Annotated in this window: 15 protein-coding genes and 1 pseudogene; all 16 read right to left on the bottom strand. The window is 71.4% G+C overall.

What is annotated here, in order from left to right; translation table 11 throughout:
• Position 1: 1 nt before the first annotated feature.
• The 16 genes and pseudogenes from ACFWI8_RS09360 to thrB all read right to left on the bottom strand — a co-directional run bounded on the left by ACFWI8_RS09360 (position 2) and on the right by thrB (position 16,620).
• Entirely contained in the window at positions 2–931 is a 930-nt protein-coding gene (locus tag ACFWI8_RS09360; RefSeq protein WP_387087643.1) for a F0F1 ATP synthase subunit gamma, read from the bottom strand.
• 3 nt (positions 932–934) lie between these two features.
• Positions 935–2,506 (bottom strand): F0F1 ATP synthase subunit alpha, encoded by a 1,572-nt coding sequence (gene atpA, locus ACFWI8_RS09365; protein ID WP_387087646.1) that lies wholly within the window; start codon positions 2,504–2,506, stop codon positions 935–937.
• 120 nt (positions 2,507–2,626) lie between these two features.
• Positions 2,627–3,451 (bottom strand): F0F1 ATP synthase subunit delta, encoded by an 825-nt coding sequence (locus tag ACFWI8_RS09370; RefSeq protein ID WP_387087904.1) that lies wholly within the window; start codon positions 3,449–3,451, stop codon positions 2,627–2,629.
• 175 nt (positions 3,452–3,626) lie between these two features.
• The gene (locus ACFWI8_RS09375) at positions 3,627–4,187 is read right to left on the bottom strand and encodes a F0F1 ATP synthase subunit B (RefSeq protein WP_311599243.1); all 561 of its coding nucleotides are present in this window, start codon (positions 4,185–4,187) and stop codon (positions 3,627–3,629) included.
• Between the two features lie 50 nt (positions 4,188–4,237).
• A complete protein-coding gene (gene atpE, locus ACFWI8_RS09380) occupies positions 4,238–4,483 on the bottom strand; it encodes an ATP synthase F0 subunit C (RefSeq protein WP_387087648.1) in 246 nt (81 codons plus the stop codon).
• Positions 4,484–4,555: 72 nt separating this feature from the next.
• Positions 4,556–5,350, bottom strand: a complete 795-nt coding sequence (atpB, locus tag ACFWI8_RS09385; protein ID WP_387087907.1) for a F0F1 ATP synthase subunit A — start codon at positions 5,348–5,350, stop codon at positions 4,556–4,558.
• A 240-nt stretch (positions 5,351–5,590) separates the two neighbouring features.
• Entirely contained in the window at positions 5,591–6,016 is a 426-nt protein-coding gene (locus tag ACFWI8_RS09390) for a hypothetical protein (protein WP_387087651.1), read from the bottom strand.
• Between the two features lie 763 nt (positions 6,017–6,779).
• A pseudogene (locus ACFWI8_RS09395) lies at positions 6,780–8,001 on the bottom strand (MraY family glycosyltransferase); the annotation flags it as partial.
• Positions 8,002–8,044: 43 nt separating this feature from the next.
• The gene (locus tag ACFWI8_RS09400; RefSeq protein ID WP_387087909.1) at positions 8,045–8,707 is read right to left on the bottom strand and encodes a protein-tyrosine-phosphatase; all 663 of its coding nucleotides are present in this window, start codon (positions 8,705–8,707) and stop codon (positions 8,045–8,047) included.
• 41 nt (positions 8,708–8,748) lie between these two features.
• Positions 8,749–9,396: an L-threonylcarbamoyladenylate synthase gene (locus ACFWI8_RS09405; RefSeq protein ID WP_387087653.1), complete on the bottom strand. Its 648-nt coding sequence runs from the start codon at positions 9,394–9,396 to the stop codon at positions 8,749–8,751.
• A 17-nt stretch (positions 9,397–9,413) separates the two neighbouring features.
• Complete coding sequence (gene prmC, locus ACFWI8_RS09410) at positions 9,414–10,313, bottom strand: peptide chain release factor N(5)-glutamine methyltransferase (RefSeq protein ID WP_387087656.1); 900 nt, start codon at positions 10,311–10,313, stop codon at positions 9,414–9,416.
• Between the two features lie 25 nt (positions 10,314–10,338).
• On the bottom strand, positions 10,339–11,409 hold the full coding sequence (gene prfA / locus ACFWI8_RS09415) for a peptide chain release factor 1 (protein WP_311599228.1): 1,071 nt from the start codon (positions 11,407–11,409) through the stop codon (positions 10,339–10,341).
• Between the two features lie 114 nt (positions 11,410–11,523).
• Positions 11,524–11,748, bottom strand: coding sequence for a 50S ribosomal protein L31 (gene rpmE, locus ACFWI8_RS09420; RefSeq protein ID WP_387087659.1), 225 nt, complete (start codon positions 11,746–11,748; stop codon positions 11,524–11,526).
• Positions 11,749–11,870: 122 nt separating this feature from the next.
• Positions 11,871–12,932, bottom strand: a complete 1,062-nt coding sequence (locus ACFWI8_RS09425) for an LCP family protein (protein ID WP_387087662.1) — start codon at positions 12,930–12,932, stop codon at positions 11,871–11,873.
• Between the two features lie 273 nt (positions 12,933–13,205).
• Positions 13,206–15,236 (bottom strand): transcription termination factor Rho, encoded by a 2,031-nt coding sequence (gene rho, locus ACFWI8_RS09430; protein WP_387087665.1) that lies wholly within the window; start codon positions 15,234–15,236, stop codon positions 13,206–13,208.
• 451 nt (positions 15,237–15,687) lie between these two features.
• Complete coding sequence (thrB, locus tag ACFWI8_RS09435) at positions 15,688–16,620, bottom strand: homoserine kinase (protein ID WP_387087668.1); 933 nt, start codon at positions 16,618–16,620, stop codon at positions 15,688–15,690.
• Positions 16,621–16,641: the final 21 nt, after the last annotated feature.

Genomic DNA, 16,641 nt, shown 5'->3' on the forward strand with positions numbered 1-16,641 from the left:
GTTAGCGTTCACTTCCCGCGGTCGCGTCGGCCAAGGCGCTCGCGCCACCGACGATCTCGGTGATTTCCTGGGTGATTTCGGCCTGGCGGGCCGCGTTGGCAAGCCGCGTGAACGACTTGATGAGCTCGTCCGCGTTGTCCGTCGCCGACTTCATGGCCCGCCGGGTCGCGGCGTGCTTGGAGGCGGCCGCCTGCAGCAGCGCCACGTAGATCCGGCTCTCCACGTACCGCGGCAGCAGCGCGTCGAGGACCTGCTCGGCCGACGGCTCGAAGTCGTAGAGCGGACGCGGCGCGCCGCCGCGCTTGAAGGTCTCGGCCGACTCCTCGGCGGAGCCGCCGAGCTCCATCGGCAGCAGCTGCTGCTCGACCGGCGTCTGGCTGATCATCGAGACGAACTCCGTGTACGCGATGTGGAGCTCGTCGATGCCACCCTCGTCGGAGTCCTTGCGGATCGCCTCGATCAGCGGCGCCGCGATCTCCTTGGCGTCCTCGTACGTCGGGCTGTCCGTGAACCCCGTCCAGGACTGGACGAAGGGGCGCTCACGGAACCCGTAGTACGTCACGCCCTTGCGGCCGACGATGTAGGTGTCGACCTCCATGCCGGCGGCCACCAGCTCGCCCGTCAGGTGCTCGCCCGCCTTGATCGCGTTGGACGAGTACCCGCCGGCCAGGCCGCGGTCCGCGGTGATCAGCAGCATCGCGGCGCGGCGCGGCCGCTCGAGCTTGGTGGTCAGCGGGTGCTTGACCTCCGAGCCGTACGCCACCGCGGTCACCGCGTTGGTGAGCTCGTCGGCGTACGGCGTGGCCGCGGCCACCCGGCGCTGCGCCTTGATGATCCGCGAGGCGGCGATCATCTCCATGGCGCGGGTGATCTTCTTGGTCGCCGAGACCGACCTGATCCGCCGCTTGTAGGTCCGAAGCTGGGAGCCCATGGATCAGCCCTCGCCCAGCAGCTTGCCGTCCGCCGTCTCGAACTGCGACTTGAACTTGTTGACGGCGGCGGCGACGGCCTCGAGCGTGTCGTCCGACATCTTGCCGCCCTCGCGGATCGAGGTCATCAGACCCTTGTGCTCACGGCCCAGGAAGTCGAGCAGCTCACGCTCGAAGCGACGGATGTCGCCGACCGGGATGTCGTCCATCAGGCCGCTGGTGCCGGCCCAGACGGACACGACCTGGTTCTCGGTCGGGTACGGGTTGTACTGCTCCTGCTTCAGCAGCTCGACCATGCGCTGGCCACGGGCCAGGGCGGCCTTGGAGGCCGCGTCCAGGTCGGAGCCGAAGGCGGCGAACGCCTCGAGCTCGCGGTACTGGGCCAGGTCCACGCGGAGCGAACCGGTGATCTGCCGGATCGCCCTGTGCTGCGCGGAGCCACCGACGCGGGAGACGGAGATACCGACGTTCAGCGCCGGGCGCTGGCCCGCGTTGAACAGGTCGGACTCAAGGAAGCACTGGCCGTCGGTGATCGAGATCACGTTGGTCGGGATGAACGCGGAGACGTCGTTGGCCTTGGTCTCCACGATCGGCAGACCGGTCATCGAGCCGGCGCCCATCTCGTCGGACAGCTTGGCGCAGCGCTCGAGCAGCCGGGAGTGCAGGTAGAACACGTCGCCCGGGTAGGCCTCGCGGCCCGGCGGGCGGCGGAGCAGCAGGGAGACGGCGCGGTAGGCGTCGGCCTGCTTCGACAGGTCGTCGAAGATGATCAGGACGTGCTTGCCGTCGTACATCCAGTGCTGGCCGATGGCCGAGCCGGTGTAGGGGGCGATGTACTTGAAGCCCGCCGGGTCGGACGCCGGGGCGGCCACGATGGTGGTGTACTCCAGCGCGCCGGCCTCCTCCAGGGCGCCACGCACCGAGGCGATGGTGGAGCCCTTCTGGCCGATCGCCACGTAGATGCAGCGGACCTGCTTGCTCGGGTCGCCGGAACGCCAGTTGTCGCGCTGGTTGATGATCGTGTCGACCGCGAGCGCCGTCTTGCCGGTCTGGCGGTCGCCGATGATCAGCTGGCGCTGGCCGCGGCCGATCGGGGTCATGGTGTCGACGGCCTTGTAGCCCGTCTCCATGGGCTCGTGCACCGACTTGCGCTGCATCACGCTGGGGGCACGCAGCTCCAGGGCGCGACGCCCGGTGGTCTCGATCTCGCCAAGACCGTCGATCGCGTTGCCCAGCGGGTCCACGACCCGGCCCAGGTAACCGTCACCGACGGCCACCGAGAGCACCTCGCCGGTGCGGCGCACCGGCTGGCCCTCCTCGATGCCGCTGAACTCACCGAGGACGACGACGCCGATCTCCCGCTCCTCGAGGTTGAGGGCGAGGCCGAGGGTGCCGTCCTCGAACTCCAGCAGCTCGTTCGCCATGGCCGAGGGAAGTCCCTCGACCTTCGCGATGCCGTCGCCGGCAACGCTGACCGTCCCGACCTCTTCGCGCGAGGCCGCGTCCGGCGTGTACGACTGGACGAAGTTCTCCAGTGCGTCCCGGATCTCATCCGGCCGGATCGTGAGCTCCGCCATCTGGGTTCCCTGCTCTCCTTGTTGGGCCCGTAAGTACGTCCACTACGGCCCAACTCGGGCCGCTAGTACTGCTTCTTGAGTTGGTGGCGCCGTCAGGTGGCGCTCCCCCGCGTCGGCGGGTCAGCCGGCCATCCGCCGGTTGACCTCGTCGAGCCGGTCGGCGATGGTGCCGTGGATGACCTCGTCACCCACCCGGACCGAGATCCCGCCGATGACCGCCGGGTCGACGTCCAGGTTCAGCTGGATGGGCCGGCCGTACAGCCGGGCCAGCGTGTCGCCGAGCCGGTCCCGCTGCGCGTCGCTGAGCGGCACCGCCGAGGTGACGACGGCGACCGAGCGGCCACGCCGCGCGGCGGCCAGCGAGCACAGGTCGTCCAGCCCACTGTCCAGGCTACGTCCCCGCGGCCGTTCCACCAGCCTCGTGACGAGACGGATCGTGACCTCGTGGGCACGGCCCCCGAGCAGCTCCCGGATCAGCCCGGCCCGGGCGGCGATCCGCTCCGCGTCGGTGTCCTTGGCGCTGAGCGCCGCGCTCAGCTCCGGCGAGGTGACGACGATCCGGCCGAACCGGAACAGCTCGTCCTCCACCGTGTCCAGCACGCCAGCCTCGTCGGCCGCGATCAGGTCGGCGCTGTCGGCCAGCCCTTCCACCGCGTCCACCAGGTCGCGGGAGCTGGACCAGCGGGACCTGACCATGCCCGAGACGAGGTCGACGGCCTCCCCGCTCACCTGCCCGGTGAGCAGCCGGCCGACCAGGTCCGCCTTGGCCTCGCCCGGCTGCGCCGGGTCGGTCAGCAGCCGCCGCAGCGCGGTCTCGCGATCGAGCAGCACGGTGACCGCGGCCAGATCGGCGGCCAGCGCGGCGGCGTCCACGCGGGTGTTGTCGGTCAGCGCGTCAAGCCGCTCGCGCGCGGCCTCGACGGCCTCACGGCTCGCTCCGATCATTCTGGTCACGCTCCCCTTCTCACTCGCGTGTGAAGGGAGACCAGGCGCCGGAGGCCGCTCGCTCGGCGGCTCGCCGTTCCGATCATTTCTCAGTCACCCCTTCTCACTCGCTGCTGCTCACAGGCCGGACGCCGCCGGGCACCGGCCCGGCGGCTCGCCCTGCTGTCGGTCGACCTCATCGACCAGCCTCGGAACGGCTCGGGACCGAGCCGCTGGCCTGCTCCTCGAGCTCGTCGAGGAACCTGTCGATGGTGCGGCTCTGCCGGGCGTGGTCCTCCAGGGACTCGCCCACGAGGCGGCCGGCCAGCTCGATGGCCAGCTGACCGACGTCCTGCCGCAGCTGCTCGGTGGCCTGCCTGCGGTCGGCCTCGATCTGGGCGTGACCGGCGGCGATGATCTCCTCACGCTGCCGCTGCCCCTCCGCACGCATCTCCGAGATGAGCGCGGCGCCCTGCTCCTGCGCCTCCTGGCGCAGCCGGGCGGCCTCGTGCCGCGCCTCGGCCAGCAGCTCCTTGTAGCTGTCCAGCGTCTGGCGGGCCTCGGCCTGCACGGACTGGGCCTTCTCGATACCGCCCTCGATGGCCTCGCGGCGCTCCTCGAGGGTCTTGTTGATGTTCGGCAGCAGCTTCTTGTAGAAGGCGAAGAAGATGATGCCGAAGCAGATCAGACCGACAGCGACCTCGGGCCACACGGGCAGCAGCGGGTTGTTGGGCTCCTCCGCCGCCAGTTCGATCATCGTGATCATGTTGGTGGACCTCTCGTCTGTTAGAGCTTCGTGCGGGAAGCTCAGGAGATGGCGAAGGCCAGCACGAAGCCCATCAGCGCCAGCGCCTCGATGACGGCGAAGCCGAGCAGCATGTTGGTCCGGATCAGACCGGCCGCCTCGGGCTGGCGGGCCATGGCCTGGACGCCGTTACCGAAGACGATGCCGACGCCGATGCCGGGGCCGATGGCGGCGAGGCCGAAACCGACGGTGTTGATGCTGCCGCCGATCGAACCGGAGGCGGCGAGGGTCTCGAGAGCTGCGGACATGTCCGTTGTATTCCTTCTCTGTGGTGGGCCGGTGGGGTGTGAGCGCCCACCGGAGGGTTGTGCTTGGTGCTCTCAGTGCGCTTCTTCGAGCGCCTGGGAGAGGTAGTTGGCGGTCAGGACGACGAAGACGTAAGCCTGCAGGGCCTGGATGAACATCTCGAAGGCCGTCAGGACCAGCGCCAGCGTCAGCGAGGGGATCGCGTAGAGCGTGCCGACGAAACTCCCCAGCATGTACCAGGAGGCGATGGTGAAGAGCAGCAGCAGCAGGTGGCCGGCGAACATGTTGGCGAAGAGCCGGACCGCCAGCGTGAAGGGCCGCAGGAAGACGTTCGAGATGAACTCGATGGGCGTCAGGATCACGTAGATCGGCTTGGGCAGGCCGCTGGGCACACAGAGGTTGCGCAGGCCGCCGACGAAGCCGTTGGTCCGGAAGGTGACCGTCATGTAGGTGACCCACACCACGACGGCGAGGCCGGCCGGGAAGGCGATGGCCGAGGTCACGGGGAACTGGGCGAACGGGATGACCGCCCAGAGGTTCATGACCCAGACGAAGAAGAAGAGCGAGACCAGGAAGGGGACGAAGGGCTCGCCCTTCTTGCCCATGATCTCTCGGGCGACACCGCGGCGCACGAAGTCGTAGCCGGCCTCGGCCACCATCTGGAGCTTGCCGGGCACCACCTTCGGGCTGGCGAAGGCGGCCCAGAAGAAGGTGAGGATCAGCGCCGTGCCGAGGAACGCCAGCAGCATGATCTTGTTGAACTCGATCGGACCGATGTGGGCGATCGGCTCGAAGAGGAACGACCACACCGACGGGGCGGGGAAGCCGCAGTCTTGGAACAGGTGGCAATCGGTCTCGAAGGCGAGCACTTCCTCGTTACTCACCGTGAGCTCCCTCGGCGTGACGCATGAATACGGCAACCTCTACGTGTCGGCGTGGCGGCATGCCACGGAACGGCACTGGACTGGGTGTGGCGGGAGAAACGCCGGTCGGCACATGCACCGCTGTCCCGCACAGCACGCGCGCCGGTCTCGACTCGGCTCTCGGCGACGGACGATAGCAGCCCGCGACGAGGCTCGTTATACAGCCCCCGCGGTCGCCGCTGCCGCTCATGGCCGCCCACCAGGCGGGCTACCGGCGGACTCGGGCACCACGTAGGGGGTCTTGATGCGCACATGCGCCCGAACCTGTCCCCCGAGCCAGGCGACGGTGCCGACGACGACGCCGATGGCGAAGGCACGCGCGTTGAGGAACGACGCGTCGCGCAGCAGGAAGAGCGCGGCGGCCAGCAGCACCATCTGCGTGGTGTAGATCAGGAAGGCCGCGCCGAAGAACAACTCGGGCCAGCGCCGGCCCACGTACCCGAGGGAGAGCAGGCCACCGCCGAAGAAGAAGGCGGCGAGGAGCACACCAAGGGCTACTCCGACGGCGCCGTCGACCGCGGCCACCGCCGCGCCGATGGCGACGGCGAGTACACCTACCGCGGCAGTGGGGATCGCGGCGCCACGGATGATCGCGGCGTCGTTGGACTGCATGGAAGTGTTTCTCCGGCGGGCTTCGGGGACTGTCGTCGTTGACGAGTTGACGAGCGTTTCGTGAACGCTATCACAAACTATTTGATGAGGTCTTTACCCAGTTCGTGTGCAGGACCTCACACGGGAGAGGTAATCAAACCGTTGCGCTGCTGACGGGAAGATCGTCATCTGCTAGGGCCTTGCCGACCCGGCCTGAGCCGCCCTCACGACCGACTGTCGATCCGCCGGCGTCCGAACCGCTGCCGGTCCCCGACCGCCGTGGCCCCCCGCGGCCGCCGCCCGCCCGCGGCGGGCTTGGCCGCCTCGGCGTCACCCACCGTGTGCTCCGGCAAACCGGCACCGCCTCCGGCGAGCTCGGCCGCCAGGCCGGCACCCGCCGGCTCGGCGTCCACCGACGAGCCGGTGCCCGGCGAGGCGACCGGCGCTGCCGCACCAGCGGCTTGGTCGACGGGCAGATCCGCCGCCGCGCCAGCGGCCGGCGATCCGGCGGACAGATCCACCTCAGCCACCCCCGGTGAAACCGTCGGTGCCGCGCCAGCGGCCAGCGGGTCGGCGTCCGCCGGGGACCCACCAGCCGGCGAAGCCGGTTCGTCGCCGCCAGGCGAAGCGACCGGCGCTCCCGCGCCAGCGGCAGGCCGTTCGGCATCTACCGAAGACCCGCCCCCCGGCGCAGCTGGCAGCGCCGCCGCGCCAGCGGCAAGCCGCTCGGACTCCGCCGAAGACCCACCACCCGGCGAAGCCGTCTGCGCGCCCGTGTCGGCCTCCGCCGTCGCCGGCTCGCGTACCTTCGAGCCGCTCGCGCCGGCAGGCGCCTGCCGGTAGCGGGGCGGCACCACGCTCTGCGCCCAGCGGGGCGCGCGGGGGGTGAAGCGCGGCATGAGGAGCACGACCAGGCCGACCGCGCTCAGCACCACCACCGTCGGCACGATCCACGCGCTGGCCCACTCGTTGGCGGCCTGCGCCGAGTACGCCACCGCGCCGAACGAGATCAGCGCCGACCAGAAGTACATGATCAGCACCGCACGGCTCTGCGAGTGGCCGATCTCCAGCAGCCGGTGGTGCAGGTGGCCGCGGTCCGCGCTGAACGGGGAGCGCCCGTTCCACGTCCGGCGCACGATCGCCAGCACCAGGTCCATGAACGGCACCACGATGATCGTCAGCGGCAGCAGCAGCGGGATGTACACCGGCACCTGCTGCACCGTGCGTTCCCGGCCGGTCAGGTCGAGGCCCATCGCGTCCGGGTCGACCTGGCCCGTGATGGACACCGCGCCCGCGGCGAGCACCAGGCCGAGCAGCATCGACCCCGAGTCGCCCATGAAGATCCGCGCCGGGTGCAGGTTGTGCGGCAGGAAGCCGATGCACATGCCCATCAGCACGGCCGCGAAGAGCGTCGCCGGGGCGGCCGCCTCGATGCCGTAGCCGTACCAGATGCGGTAGGCGTACAGGAAGAACGCCGCCGCCGAGATGCAGACCATGCCGGCGGCCAGGCCGTCGAGGCCGTCCACGAAGTTCACCGCGTTGATGGTGACCACCACGATGGCCACCGTCAGCAGCGTGCCCTGGAGCGGGGTGAGCGCGACCATGCCCACGGTCGGCACCGGCAGCCACAGGATGGTCAGGCCCTGGAGCACCATCACGCCGGCCGCGATCATCTGCAGGCCGAGCTTGAGCAGCGCGTCCACGCCGTAGCGGTCGTCGAGGACGCCGACGATCCAGATGAGCGCGGCGCCGGAGAGCAGCGCCCGCGGCTCCTGCGAGAAGAGGAACACCTCGCCGACGTTCTCCAGCTGCGCGGCCACCAGGAGGCCCGCGCACAGGCCGCCGAACATCGCGATGCCGCCGAGTCGCGGCGTGGGCTCGCGGTGGATGTCCCGCGCCCGGATCGCCGGCATGGCGCCCCAGGCGATCGCGAACTTCCGCACCGGACCCGTCAACAGATACGTGACGGCGGCGGTGACGCAGAGCGTCAACAGGTATTCGCGCACAAGATGCCCCAGTGGTCTCGCTGGACTACCGCGGAACACCTTCTCATGCCCGCGCCCCCCTCGACCGCCATGGTGCGCGCGAAGGCACCCCGGTCAGAGCCGTGACGACGGGATCAAGCGCCGCGTTGATCTCCTCGCCGATACTGCGGAAATAGGGCAGGGGCGCACCATACGGGTCCTGCACCTCGTCGGCCTCAGCGTTGGGGGCGAGCAGCCACCCCCGCAGCGCGGCCGCCGCGCGCGACAGCGCCCGCGCCCGTTCCACCAGGCCCTCGGGCGAGGTGGCCGCCGGCAGCGTGGTCATGTCGATGGCCCGCACCAGGCGGGTGAACTCCTTGAGCGTGAACGTCCGCAGCCCGGCCGAGTGCCCCATGGAGATGACCTGGGCCCGGTGGTCGCGGGTCGCCGTGAGCACGAGATCGGCTTGAATCACGTGCTCGTCGAGCAGTTCCCGGCCGGTGAAGCCCCCGGCGTCGGCGCCGTACTCGGCGAGCAGTTGGGCGGCGTGCTCCTCCATCGGCGCGCCCTCGTGTCCCCAGGTGCCGGCGCTCTCCACCACCAGGCCGCCCGTGTAGCCGCCGAGGCGGTCGGCGATGGCCTGGCGGGTCAGCCGCTCGGTGATCGGGGAACGGCACACGTTGCCCGTGCTGACGTGCAGTATCCGGAAGACCTGCCGCGGACCGCCTGGCACCTCGGGGGCCGGTATGCCGGTGTTGCCGGTGTCCGCGGGGCTGGCCGCGGGCGGGGTCAATGCGAGGTCTCCAGATCGGGGACGACCTTGCGCAGCTCCTCCTCGCTCACCGCCCCGGCGCGCAACAGCACCGGAACGCTCCCGGTGACGTCGACGATCGAGGAGGGCACGGTGTCCAGCGTCGGCCCGCCGTCCAGGTAGACGGCGACCGCGTCTCCCAGCATGTCCATCGCGCCGTCGCAGTCGACTGGCGGCGGGTGGCCGCTGAGGTTGGCGCTGGAGACGGCCATCGGGCCGAAGTCCTTGAGGAGTTCGAGCGCGACGGGGTGCAGCGGCATCCGCACCGCGACCGTGCCGCGGGTCTCGCCGAGGTCCCAGGTGAGGGACGGCTGGTGCTTGGCGACGATGGTGAGCGCGCCGGGCCAGAACGCGTCGACGAGCTCCCAGGCGCGTTCCGAGAAGTCGGTGACCAGGCCGTGCAGGGTGTTGGGCGAGCCGATCAGCACGGGCGACGGCAGGCCGCGGCTGCGGCCCTTGGCCTCGAACAGGTCGCCCACGGCCCCGGTGTTGAAGGCGTCGGCGCCGACCCCGTAGAGGGTGTCGGTGGGCAGCACGACGAGGTCGCCGCGCCGCACGGCGGAAGCGGCCTCCCGCAGCCCGTGCTTGCGGTCGACCGGGTCCGAGCAGTCGTAACGACGTGCCATGACTGAGGGTCCTCCTCTCACCGCGCGACCCGACGCGCCGTGGCGAATCGTGGCCGGTTGTTCAGGTCGGGGTGGTCCGCGGCGTCGGCCCAGCCGCGGTCCTCGGTGAAGATCCAGGGCACCTGGCCGCCCTGGGTGTCGGCGTGCTCGATGACCACCATGCCACCGTGCCGCAGCAGCCGGTGCGCCGCCCGCTCCAGACCCCGGATGGTGTCCAGGCCGTCCTCGCCGGAGAACAGGGCGAGCTCCGGGTCGTGGTCGCGGGCCTCGGGGGCCACGTGCTCCCACTCGCCGAGCGGGATGTAGGGCGGGTTGGAGATCACCAGGTCGGCCTGCCCGTTGAGCTCGGGCAGGGCGGTGCGGGCGTCCCCGTGGTGCAGGACGACGCGGCTGCCCTCGGCGTTCCTCCTGGCCCAGTCCAGCGCCCGCTCGTCGAGCTCCACGGCGTGCACGCGGGAGCGCGGCACCTCCTGCGCCAGCGCCAGCGCGATGGCGCCCGAGCCGGTGCACAGGTCGATGATCAGCGGCTCGGCCACGTCCATGGCACGCACCGCGTCTATCGCCCAGCCGACCACCGACTCGGTCTCGGGCCGGGGCACGAACACCCCGGGGCCCACCTGGAGTTCGAGGTAGCGGAAGAAGGCGCGCCCGGTGATGTGCTGGAGCGGCTCGCGCGCCTCCCTGCGCGCCACGGCCTCCCAGTAGCGGGCGTCGAAGTCGGCGTCGGGCACGGAGTGCAGCCGGCCGCGCTCGGTGCCGTGCACGAAGGCGGCGAGCTCCTCGGCGTCGTACCTCGGCGATGGCACCCCGGCGTCGGCCAGCCGCTGGGTGGCCCGCGCCACCTCGGCCAGCAGCAGGGAGCGGGTCGCCCCGCGGCCGGAGGGCGCCCCGGCGGGCCGCCCGGTTGATGCAGTCACGCTGCCCACCCTACGCATCTCACGGTCACTGCGCCGCCGCCAACTTCGCGGCGGAGTCGGCGTCCACGCAGGCCTGGATCACCGCGTCGAGCTCGCCGTCGAGCACCTGGTCGAGGTTGTACGCCTTGAAGCCCACCCGGTGGTCCGAGATCCGGTTCTCCGGGAAGTTGTAGGTGCGTACCCGCTCCGAGCGGTCCACCGTGCGCACCTGGCTGCGGCGGGCGTCGGACGCCTCGCGGTCCGCCTCCTCCTGGGCCGCCGCGAGCAGCCTGGCGCGCAGGATGCGCAGCGCCTGCTCCTTGTTCTGCAGCTGGCTCTTCTCGTTCTGGCAGGAGACGACGATGCCGGTGGGCAGGTGGGTGATGCGGACCGCGGAGTCGGTGGTGTTGACGGACTGGCCGCCGGGCCCCGAGGAGCGGTAGACGTCGATGCGCAGGTCGTTGGGGTTGATCTCGACCTCGACGTCCTCCGCCTCGGGCAGCACGAGCACGCCCGCGGCCGAGGTGTGGATGCGGCCCTGGGACTCGGTGGCCGGCACCCGCTGCACCCGGTGCACGCCGCCCTCGTACTTCAGCCGGGCCCAGACGCCCTGTCCCGGCGCGGGGGTGCCGCGGCTCTTCACGGCCACCGACACGTCCTTGTAGCCGCCGAGGTCCGACTCGTTGCCGTCGATGATCTCGGTGCGCCAGCCGACGCGCTCCGCGTAGCGGAGGTACATCCGGAGCAGGTCGCCGGCGAACAGCGCGGACTCGTCGCCGCCCTCGCCGGCCTTGATCTCCAGGATCACGTCCTTGTCGTCGGCCGGGTCGCGGGGCACGAGCAGCAGCCGCAGCTCGTCGGTCAACTCGTCGCGGCGGGCCTGGAGCTCCTTCACCTCGTCGGCGAACTCCGGGTCCTCGGCGGCGAGTTCGCGGGCGGCCTCGATGTCGTCGCCGGTGCCCTTCCAGGCGCGGTAGGTGGTGATGACCGGGGTCAGCTCCGCGTACCGCTTGCTGAGCCGGCGGGCCGCGGCCTGGTCGGCGTGGATCCCGGGGTCGGCGAGCCGTCGCTCCAGGTCGGCGTGTTCGCCGACGAGTTCCTCGACCGCCTCGAACATCGTGACTGCTCCTGAGCTCTGCGTAACGGTGGCTTTGCGGGACGCGAAAGGCGCCGGTCCGGCCGCCTCCTGGTCTCCCAGGACGGGCGGCCGGGCCCGGCGCCGTCGGGGTCGCTACTTGCGGTTGGACCCGGCGTTCTTGCCGAAGCGCGCCTCGAAACGGGCCACGCGGCCACCGGTGTCCATGATCTTCTGCTTGCCGGTGTAGAACGGGTGGCACTCCGAGCAGACGTCGGCGCGGATGGTTCCGCTGCTCACGGTGGAGCGGGTGGTGAACGAGGCGCCACAGGTGCAGCTGACCTGGGTCTCGACGTACGCCGGGTGAATGTCGCGCTTCAAGGGTCTCTCCTAGGTTCGGGAGGGCGCCGGGTCGGCACGCGGGATGCGCGCCGTGAACCGGGGCCGACGCTCCAGTCTGCCAGCACTGGTGCGCACCCTCCAAAACGGCCCCCTGGCCCCCGCTATTCCCTCGCGATCACCTCGCGCTCGCTGGGCTGGGGCTGGGCCGCCGAGCCCTCGGTCGCCGAGCCTGGCACCGGCCGGTCGGCGCGCAGCGCGGACCAGACCTGGGTCGCCTGCCGCTCGATGGCGACGACCCGGTTGGGGTCCTTCGGATCGAAGGTCACGGGCATCGTCAGCATGGTCATCGACTCCGCGTCGATGCCCTTGAGGGTGCGGGCGAGCCCGGCGAGGTCCGCGGCCGAGCCGAGCCCCGAGTCGGTGGTGACGGAGCGGGTGGCGGTGTCGGCGATGTCGTAGAGCCGGCGCGGGTCGGTGAAGAGCCCGATGCCGCCGACCTGCCTGGCCAGGGCCCTGACGAACGAGTGCTGGAGCCGTATTCGGCCGAGGTCGCTGCCGTCGGCGAGCGCCTTCCTGGTGCGTACCAGGGCCAGCGACTGCTCCCCGTCGAGGGTGTGGGTGCCGGCCGCCAGGTCGAGCTTGCTGTCCTCGTCCCTGATGGCCTGGGTGGTGGTGACCTCGACGCCGCCGAGCGTGTCGACGAGCCGCGAGAAGCCCTCGAAGTCGACCTCCAGGTAGTGGTCCATGCGCACGCCGGTCAGCTTCTCCACGGTCTTCACGGCGCAGACCGGCCCGCCGACGCTGTAGGCCTCGTTGAACATGGTGCGCTTCCTGGCCGGCTCTCCCCCACAGCTCGGCCGCTCGACCAGGGTGTCCCTCGGTATCGACACGACGGTGGCGGCGTCCCTGGCCTCGTTGAGGTGCACGATCATCGCGGTGTCGGCCCTGGCCCCCGAGTGCCGGCCGTACTCGCCGTCGGTGCCGGCGCGGGAGTCGGAGCCGAGCACCAGGATGTCCATGGAACCGTTGGGACTGTCCGCCGGCCGGTCATGGCCGAGGGCGCCGTCGATGTCGACCTGCGAGATGTTCCGGTCGAACTTGATGTAGAGCGCGGTCAGCCCAGCCCCCGCCAGCAGCACCAGCAGCGCCAGACACAGCCCACCCACCCGCACCAGGCGCCACAGCCGCCGTCTGGACGACGCGCCATCCACTCGTGGAGCCACCTCCCCAGTGTGACCGCGCCCCCCACTTCCCGCCCGTCGATCACCGACCGCAGGCCCGCACAGCGGGCCACCCGCGGCGCGGGGCCACCAGAAAGGGCGGGTGGGTGGGGTAGAACCTCGCCCACCCGGGTGCGGGCCCGCACCCGCACGAAAACCGCCCACCCGCCCCGGAAAGGGGCGGGTGGGCGGGGAAAAGCACCGCACCGGCGGCGCCGGTGGGAGCGGCCACGCCCCCACCACCGTGTGCCGGACGCGCGCCAGGGCGTCTGGGCGCTAGTCGCCGTTCGGCGTCGGCGTCGTCTTCTGGATCTGCAGCAGGAACTCCGCGTTGGACTTGGTCTGCTTCATCTTGTCCAGCAGCAGCTCGATCGCCTGCTGCTGGTCGAGCGCGTGCAGCACCCTCCGCAGCTTCCAGACGATGCCCAGCTCCTCGCTGCCCATCAGGATCTCCTCCTTGCGCGTGCCGGACGCGTCCACGTCCACCGCGGGGAAGATCCGCTTGTCGGCGAGCTTGCGGTCGAGCTTGAGCTCCATGTTGCCGGTGCCCTTGAACTCCTCGAAGATCACCTCGTCCATCCGCGAGCCGGTCTCGACCAGCGCGGTGGCCAGGATGGTCAGGGAGCCGCCGTCCTCGATGTTGCGCGCCGCGCCGAAGAACTTCTTCGGCGGGTAGAGCGCGGCCGAGTCGACACCACCGGACAGGATGCGGCCGGAGGCCGGCGCCGCCAGGTTGTAGGCGCGGCCGAGGCGGGTGATGGAGTCGAGCAGCACGACCACGTCGTGGCCGAGCTCGACGAGCCGCTTGGCGCGCTCGATGGCCAGCTCGGCGACCGTCGTGTGGTCCTCGGAGGGCCGGTCGAAGGTCGAGGAGATGACCTCGCCCTTCACCGAGCGCTGCATGTCGGTGACCTCTTCCGGACGCTCGTCGACGAGGACGACCATCAGGTGGCACTCGGGGTTGTTGTGGGTGATGGCGTTGGCCACCGCCTGCATGATCATGGTCTTGCCGGTCTTCGGCGGGGCCACGATCAGACCGCGCTGGCCCTTGCCGATGGGCGAGACGAGGTCGATGATCCGGGTGGTCAGCGCGCCCGGGTCGCTCTCCAGGCGCAGCCGCTCCTGCGGGTAGAGGGGGGTCAGCTTGTTGAACTCCGGGCGGCCGCGGCCGGATTCGGCGGCCATGCCGTTGACGGAGTCGAGCCTGACCAGCGCGTTGAACTTCTCGCGCCGCTCGCCCTCGCGCGGCTGCCGCACCGCGCCGGTGACGTGGTCACCCTTGCGCAGGCCGTTCTTGCGGACCTGGGCGAGCGAGACGTAGACGTCGTTGGGGCCCGGCAGGTAGCCGGAGGTGCGGACGAAGGCGTAGTTGTCGAGGATGTCGAGGATGCCCGCGACGGGGATCAGCACGTCGTCCTCGGCGACCTGCGGCTCCGCGACCTCGTCGCGACCGCGGCGACCACGCCGGTCGCGGTAGCGGCCGCGGCGACCGCGGCGTCCGCCGTCGAAGTCGTCGTCCTGGTCCCGATCGCGGTCACGGTCTCGGTCGCGGTCCCGGTTGTCCCGGCTCCGGTCGCGATCCCGATCGCGGTCCCGGTCCCGACCGCCCCGGCCCTGACCGTCCTTGCCCTGGCCCTGGCCGTCCTTGGCCGCCCCCTGACCGCCCTGGCCCTGGTTCTGACCACCCTGGCCGCCCTGGCCGCCCTGGTGCTGACCGGCACCGCCCTTGTCGCGCCGTCCGCGCTCCCGCTTGGACTGCTGCCGCTCGCCCTGACCGTCGCCCTTGCCACCCTCGCCACGTCCCTCGGCGCGGCCCGCGTCACCGGCCGGCGCGGCCTCGGCGCCGGCGCGCTCGGACTCGACGGCGGGCGCCGTGCCGTTGACGGCCTTGGCCTTGCCCTCGGCCGCCTGGCCGGGAATCTCGATCTGCTGCTGAGCGGTGGCCTCGTCGCCCGTGCGCGCCCGGGAGGTGGTCCGGCGCTTGGGCTTCTCGGTGGCGGCGGGCGCGGCCTCGGCCGGCTTGGCCTCCGCGCTCGCGGCCCCGGCGCCGCCGGACCCGGCGGCCTGCTTCTCCTTGATGACCTCGATCAGCTGGCTCTTGCGCATCCGCGCGGTGCCCCTGATCCCCAGCTTGGCGGCGACCTGCTGCAACTCGGCCAGAACCATGCCCTCGAGGCCGGTACCGGCACGCCGACGCCGAGGCGCGGCGGTGGCGGCAGGAGCGTCCGTGGCGGACGCGGTGGCAGCACCGGCGGACTTGTCGGCGGTGTCGGCACTCACGCCCATCAGATCGGTGGTGTCGCTCACGAAGGGTCCTTCCCTGGAGCGGACGTCGGCCTGTCTGGCTCGGCGACCGGTCGTGCTGTCCGGCTTCGGCCCCTGTGCGGCGGGCCGGCCGGTGCGGTAATCCCGCCTGTGATCGCGGCGGAAGATCAGTACATGAGTGGTGCGGGAGGACGTCGCAGCGAACCGCCGCACCGTTCCGGAGCGTGCTCAGCACCGCCAGGCAGGCTGCTCAGGCAGATGATGGAGGCTCCCGGAAGAAAGAGGTGGCCCCAGGATGTGGGACCCCGGAATTCCGCACGACGCCCACCAGGGCGTCTGATGCAGACATGAGATTAACACTACCGGATCCTGCCTTCATTCCCCCTCTCGGCGATCGGTTCGGGATCTCCGGCGATCCCGGCTGATCTGCGGCGATCTGGCCCGATCGCCCAGCCAGGAACGCGATCCGCCGCCTGCTCGGCGCCCGGTCGCGTCACTGGGCGGCCCCGGCCCCGGCCAGCGGCAACACGCAGGTCCCCGCCGTGTCGAGGTCGAGCCGGTTCGCCGTCCAACCGTCCCCGGCCAGACGGGAGATCTTGTCCGCGGCACCCTCCTCGGCGAGGGCCAGCACGGTGGGCCCGGCGCCCGAGATGACGGCCGGCACGCCGTCGGCCCGCAGCCGGTTCACCAGGTCCATGCTCTCGGGCATCGCGGAGGCCCGGTACTCCTGGTGCAGCCGGTCCTCGGTGGCCGGCAGCAGCAGCTCGGGACGCCTGGTCAGGGCCTCCACCAGGAGCGCGGCGCGCCCGGCGTTGGTGGCGGCGTCCACGTGCGGCACGGTGCGCGGGAGCAGCCCGCGCGCGGTCTCGGTGGCCAGCGGTTCGGCCGGTACGAACACCACCGGCGTCACCTCGGGCGACGGGTCCATCCGGATGGCGCGGACCGAGCCGCCCTCGCCCCAGGCGAGCGTGAACCCACCGAGCAGGCAGGCGGCGACGTTGTCCGGGTGACCCTCGATCTCGGCGGCGAGCTCGAGCAGCGCGTCGTCGTCGAGCTTGGCCTCGCCGCCCGTGGTCACGGCGCGGGCGGCGACCAGGCCGGCGCAGATCGCGGCGGAGGACGAGCCGAGGCCGCGGCCGTGCGGGATGCGGTTGGCGCAGACGACCTCGAGACCGCGCGGCTGACCACCCAGCGCGTCGAAGGCGGTGCGCAGCGTGCGGATCAGCAGGTTGCGCTCGTCGCGCGGGAGGGTGTCGGCTCCCTCGCCGGCGATGTCGACGTGCAGCCCCGCGTCCGCCACCCGGACCACGACGTCGTCGTAGAGCCCGAGGGCCAGACCCAGCGCGTCGAAACCCGGGCCCAGATTGGCGCTGGTCGCCGGGGTGCGCACCCGCACGGCGGCGGCGCGGAAGGCGGGATGGGCCATCGCTTGATGACTCTCCTTGGT

The organism is Streptomyces sp. NPDC127098 (assembly GCF_042722465.1).
Lineage (GTDB): Bacteria > Actinomycetota > Actinomycetes > Streptomycetales > Streptomycetaceae > Streptomyces > Streptomyces millisiae.

What these genes read in the sequence shown, in the direction of transcription:
- thrB (WP_387087668.1), bottom strand. Translation starts at nt 16,620, where the DNA reads ATGGCCCATCCCGCCTTCCGCGCCGCCGCCGTGCGGGTGCGCACCCCG.
- atpE (WP_387087648.1), bottom strand. Translation starts at nt 4,483, where the DNA reads ATGTCCGCAGCTCTCGAGACCCTCGCCGCCTCCGGTTCGATCGGCGGC.
- prfA (WP_311599228.1), bottom strand. Translation starts at nt 11,409, where the DNA reads ATGTTCGAGGCGGTCGAGGAACTCGTCGGCGAACACGCCGACCTGGAG.
- ACFWI8_RS09370 (WP_387087904.1), bottom strand. Translation starts at nt 3,451, where the DNA reads ATGATCGGAGCGAGCCGTGAGGCCGTCGAGGCCGCGCGCGAGCGGCTT.
- ACFWI8_RS09390 (WP_387087651.1), bottom strand. Translation starts at nt 6,016, where the DNA reads ATGCAGTCCAACGACGCCGCGATCATCCGTGGCGCCGCGATCCCCACT.
- ACFWI8_RS09405 (WP_387087653.1), bottom strand. Translation starts at nt 9,396, where the DNA reads ATGGCACGTCGTTACGACTGCTCGGACCCGGTCGACCGCAAGCACGGG.
- atpA (WP_387087646.1), bottom strand. Translation starts at nt 2,506, where the DNA reads ATGGCGGAGCTCACGATCCGGCCGGATGAGATCCGGGACGCACTGGAG.
- ACFWI8_RS09360 (WP_387087643.1), bottom strand. Translation starts at nt 931, where the DNA reads ATGGGCTCCCAGCTTCGGACCTACAAGCGGCGGATCAGGTCGGTCTCG.
- ACFWI8_RS09375 (WP_311599243.1), bottom strand. Translation starts at nt 4,187, where the DNA reads ATGATCGAACTGGCGGCGGAGGAGCCCAACAACCCGCTGCTGCCCGTG.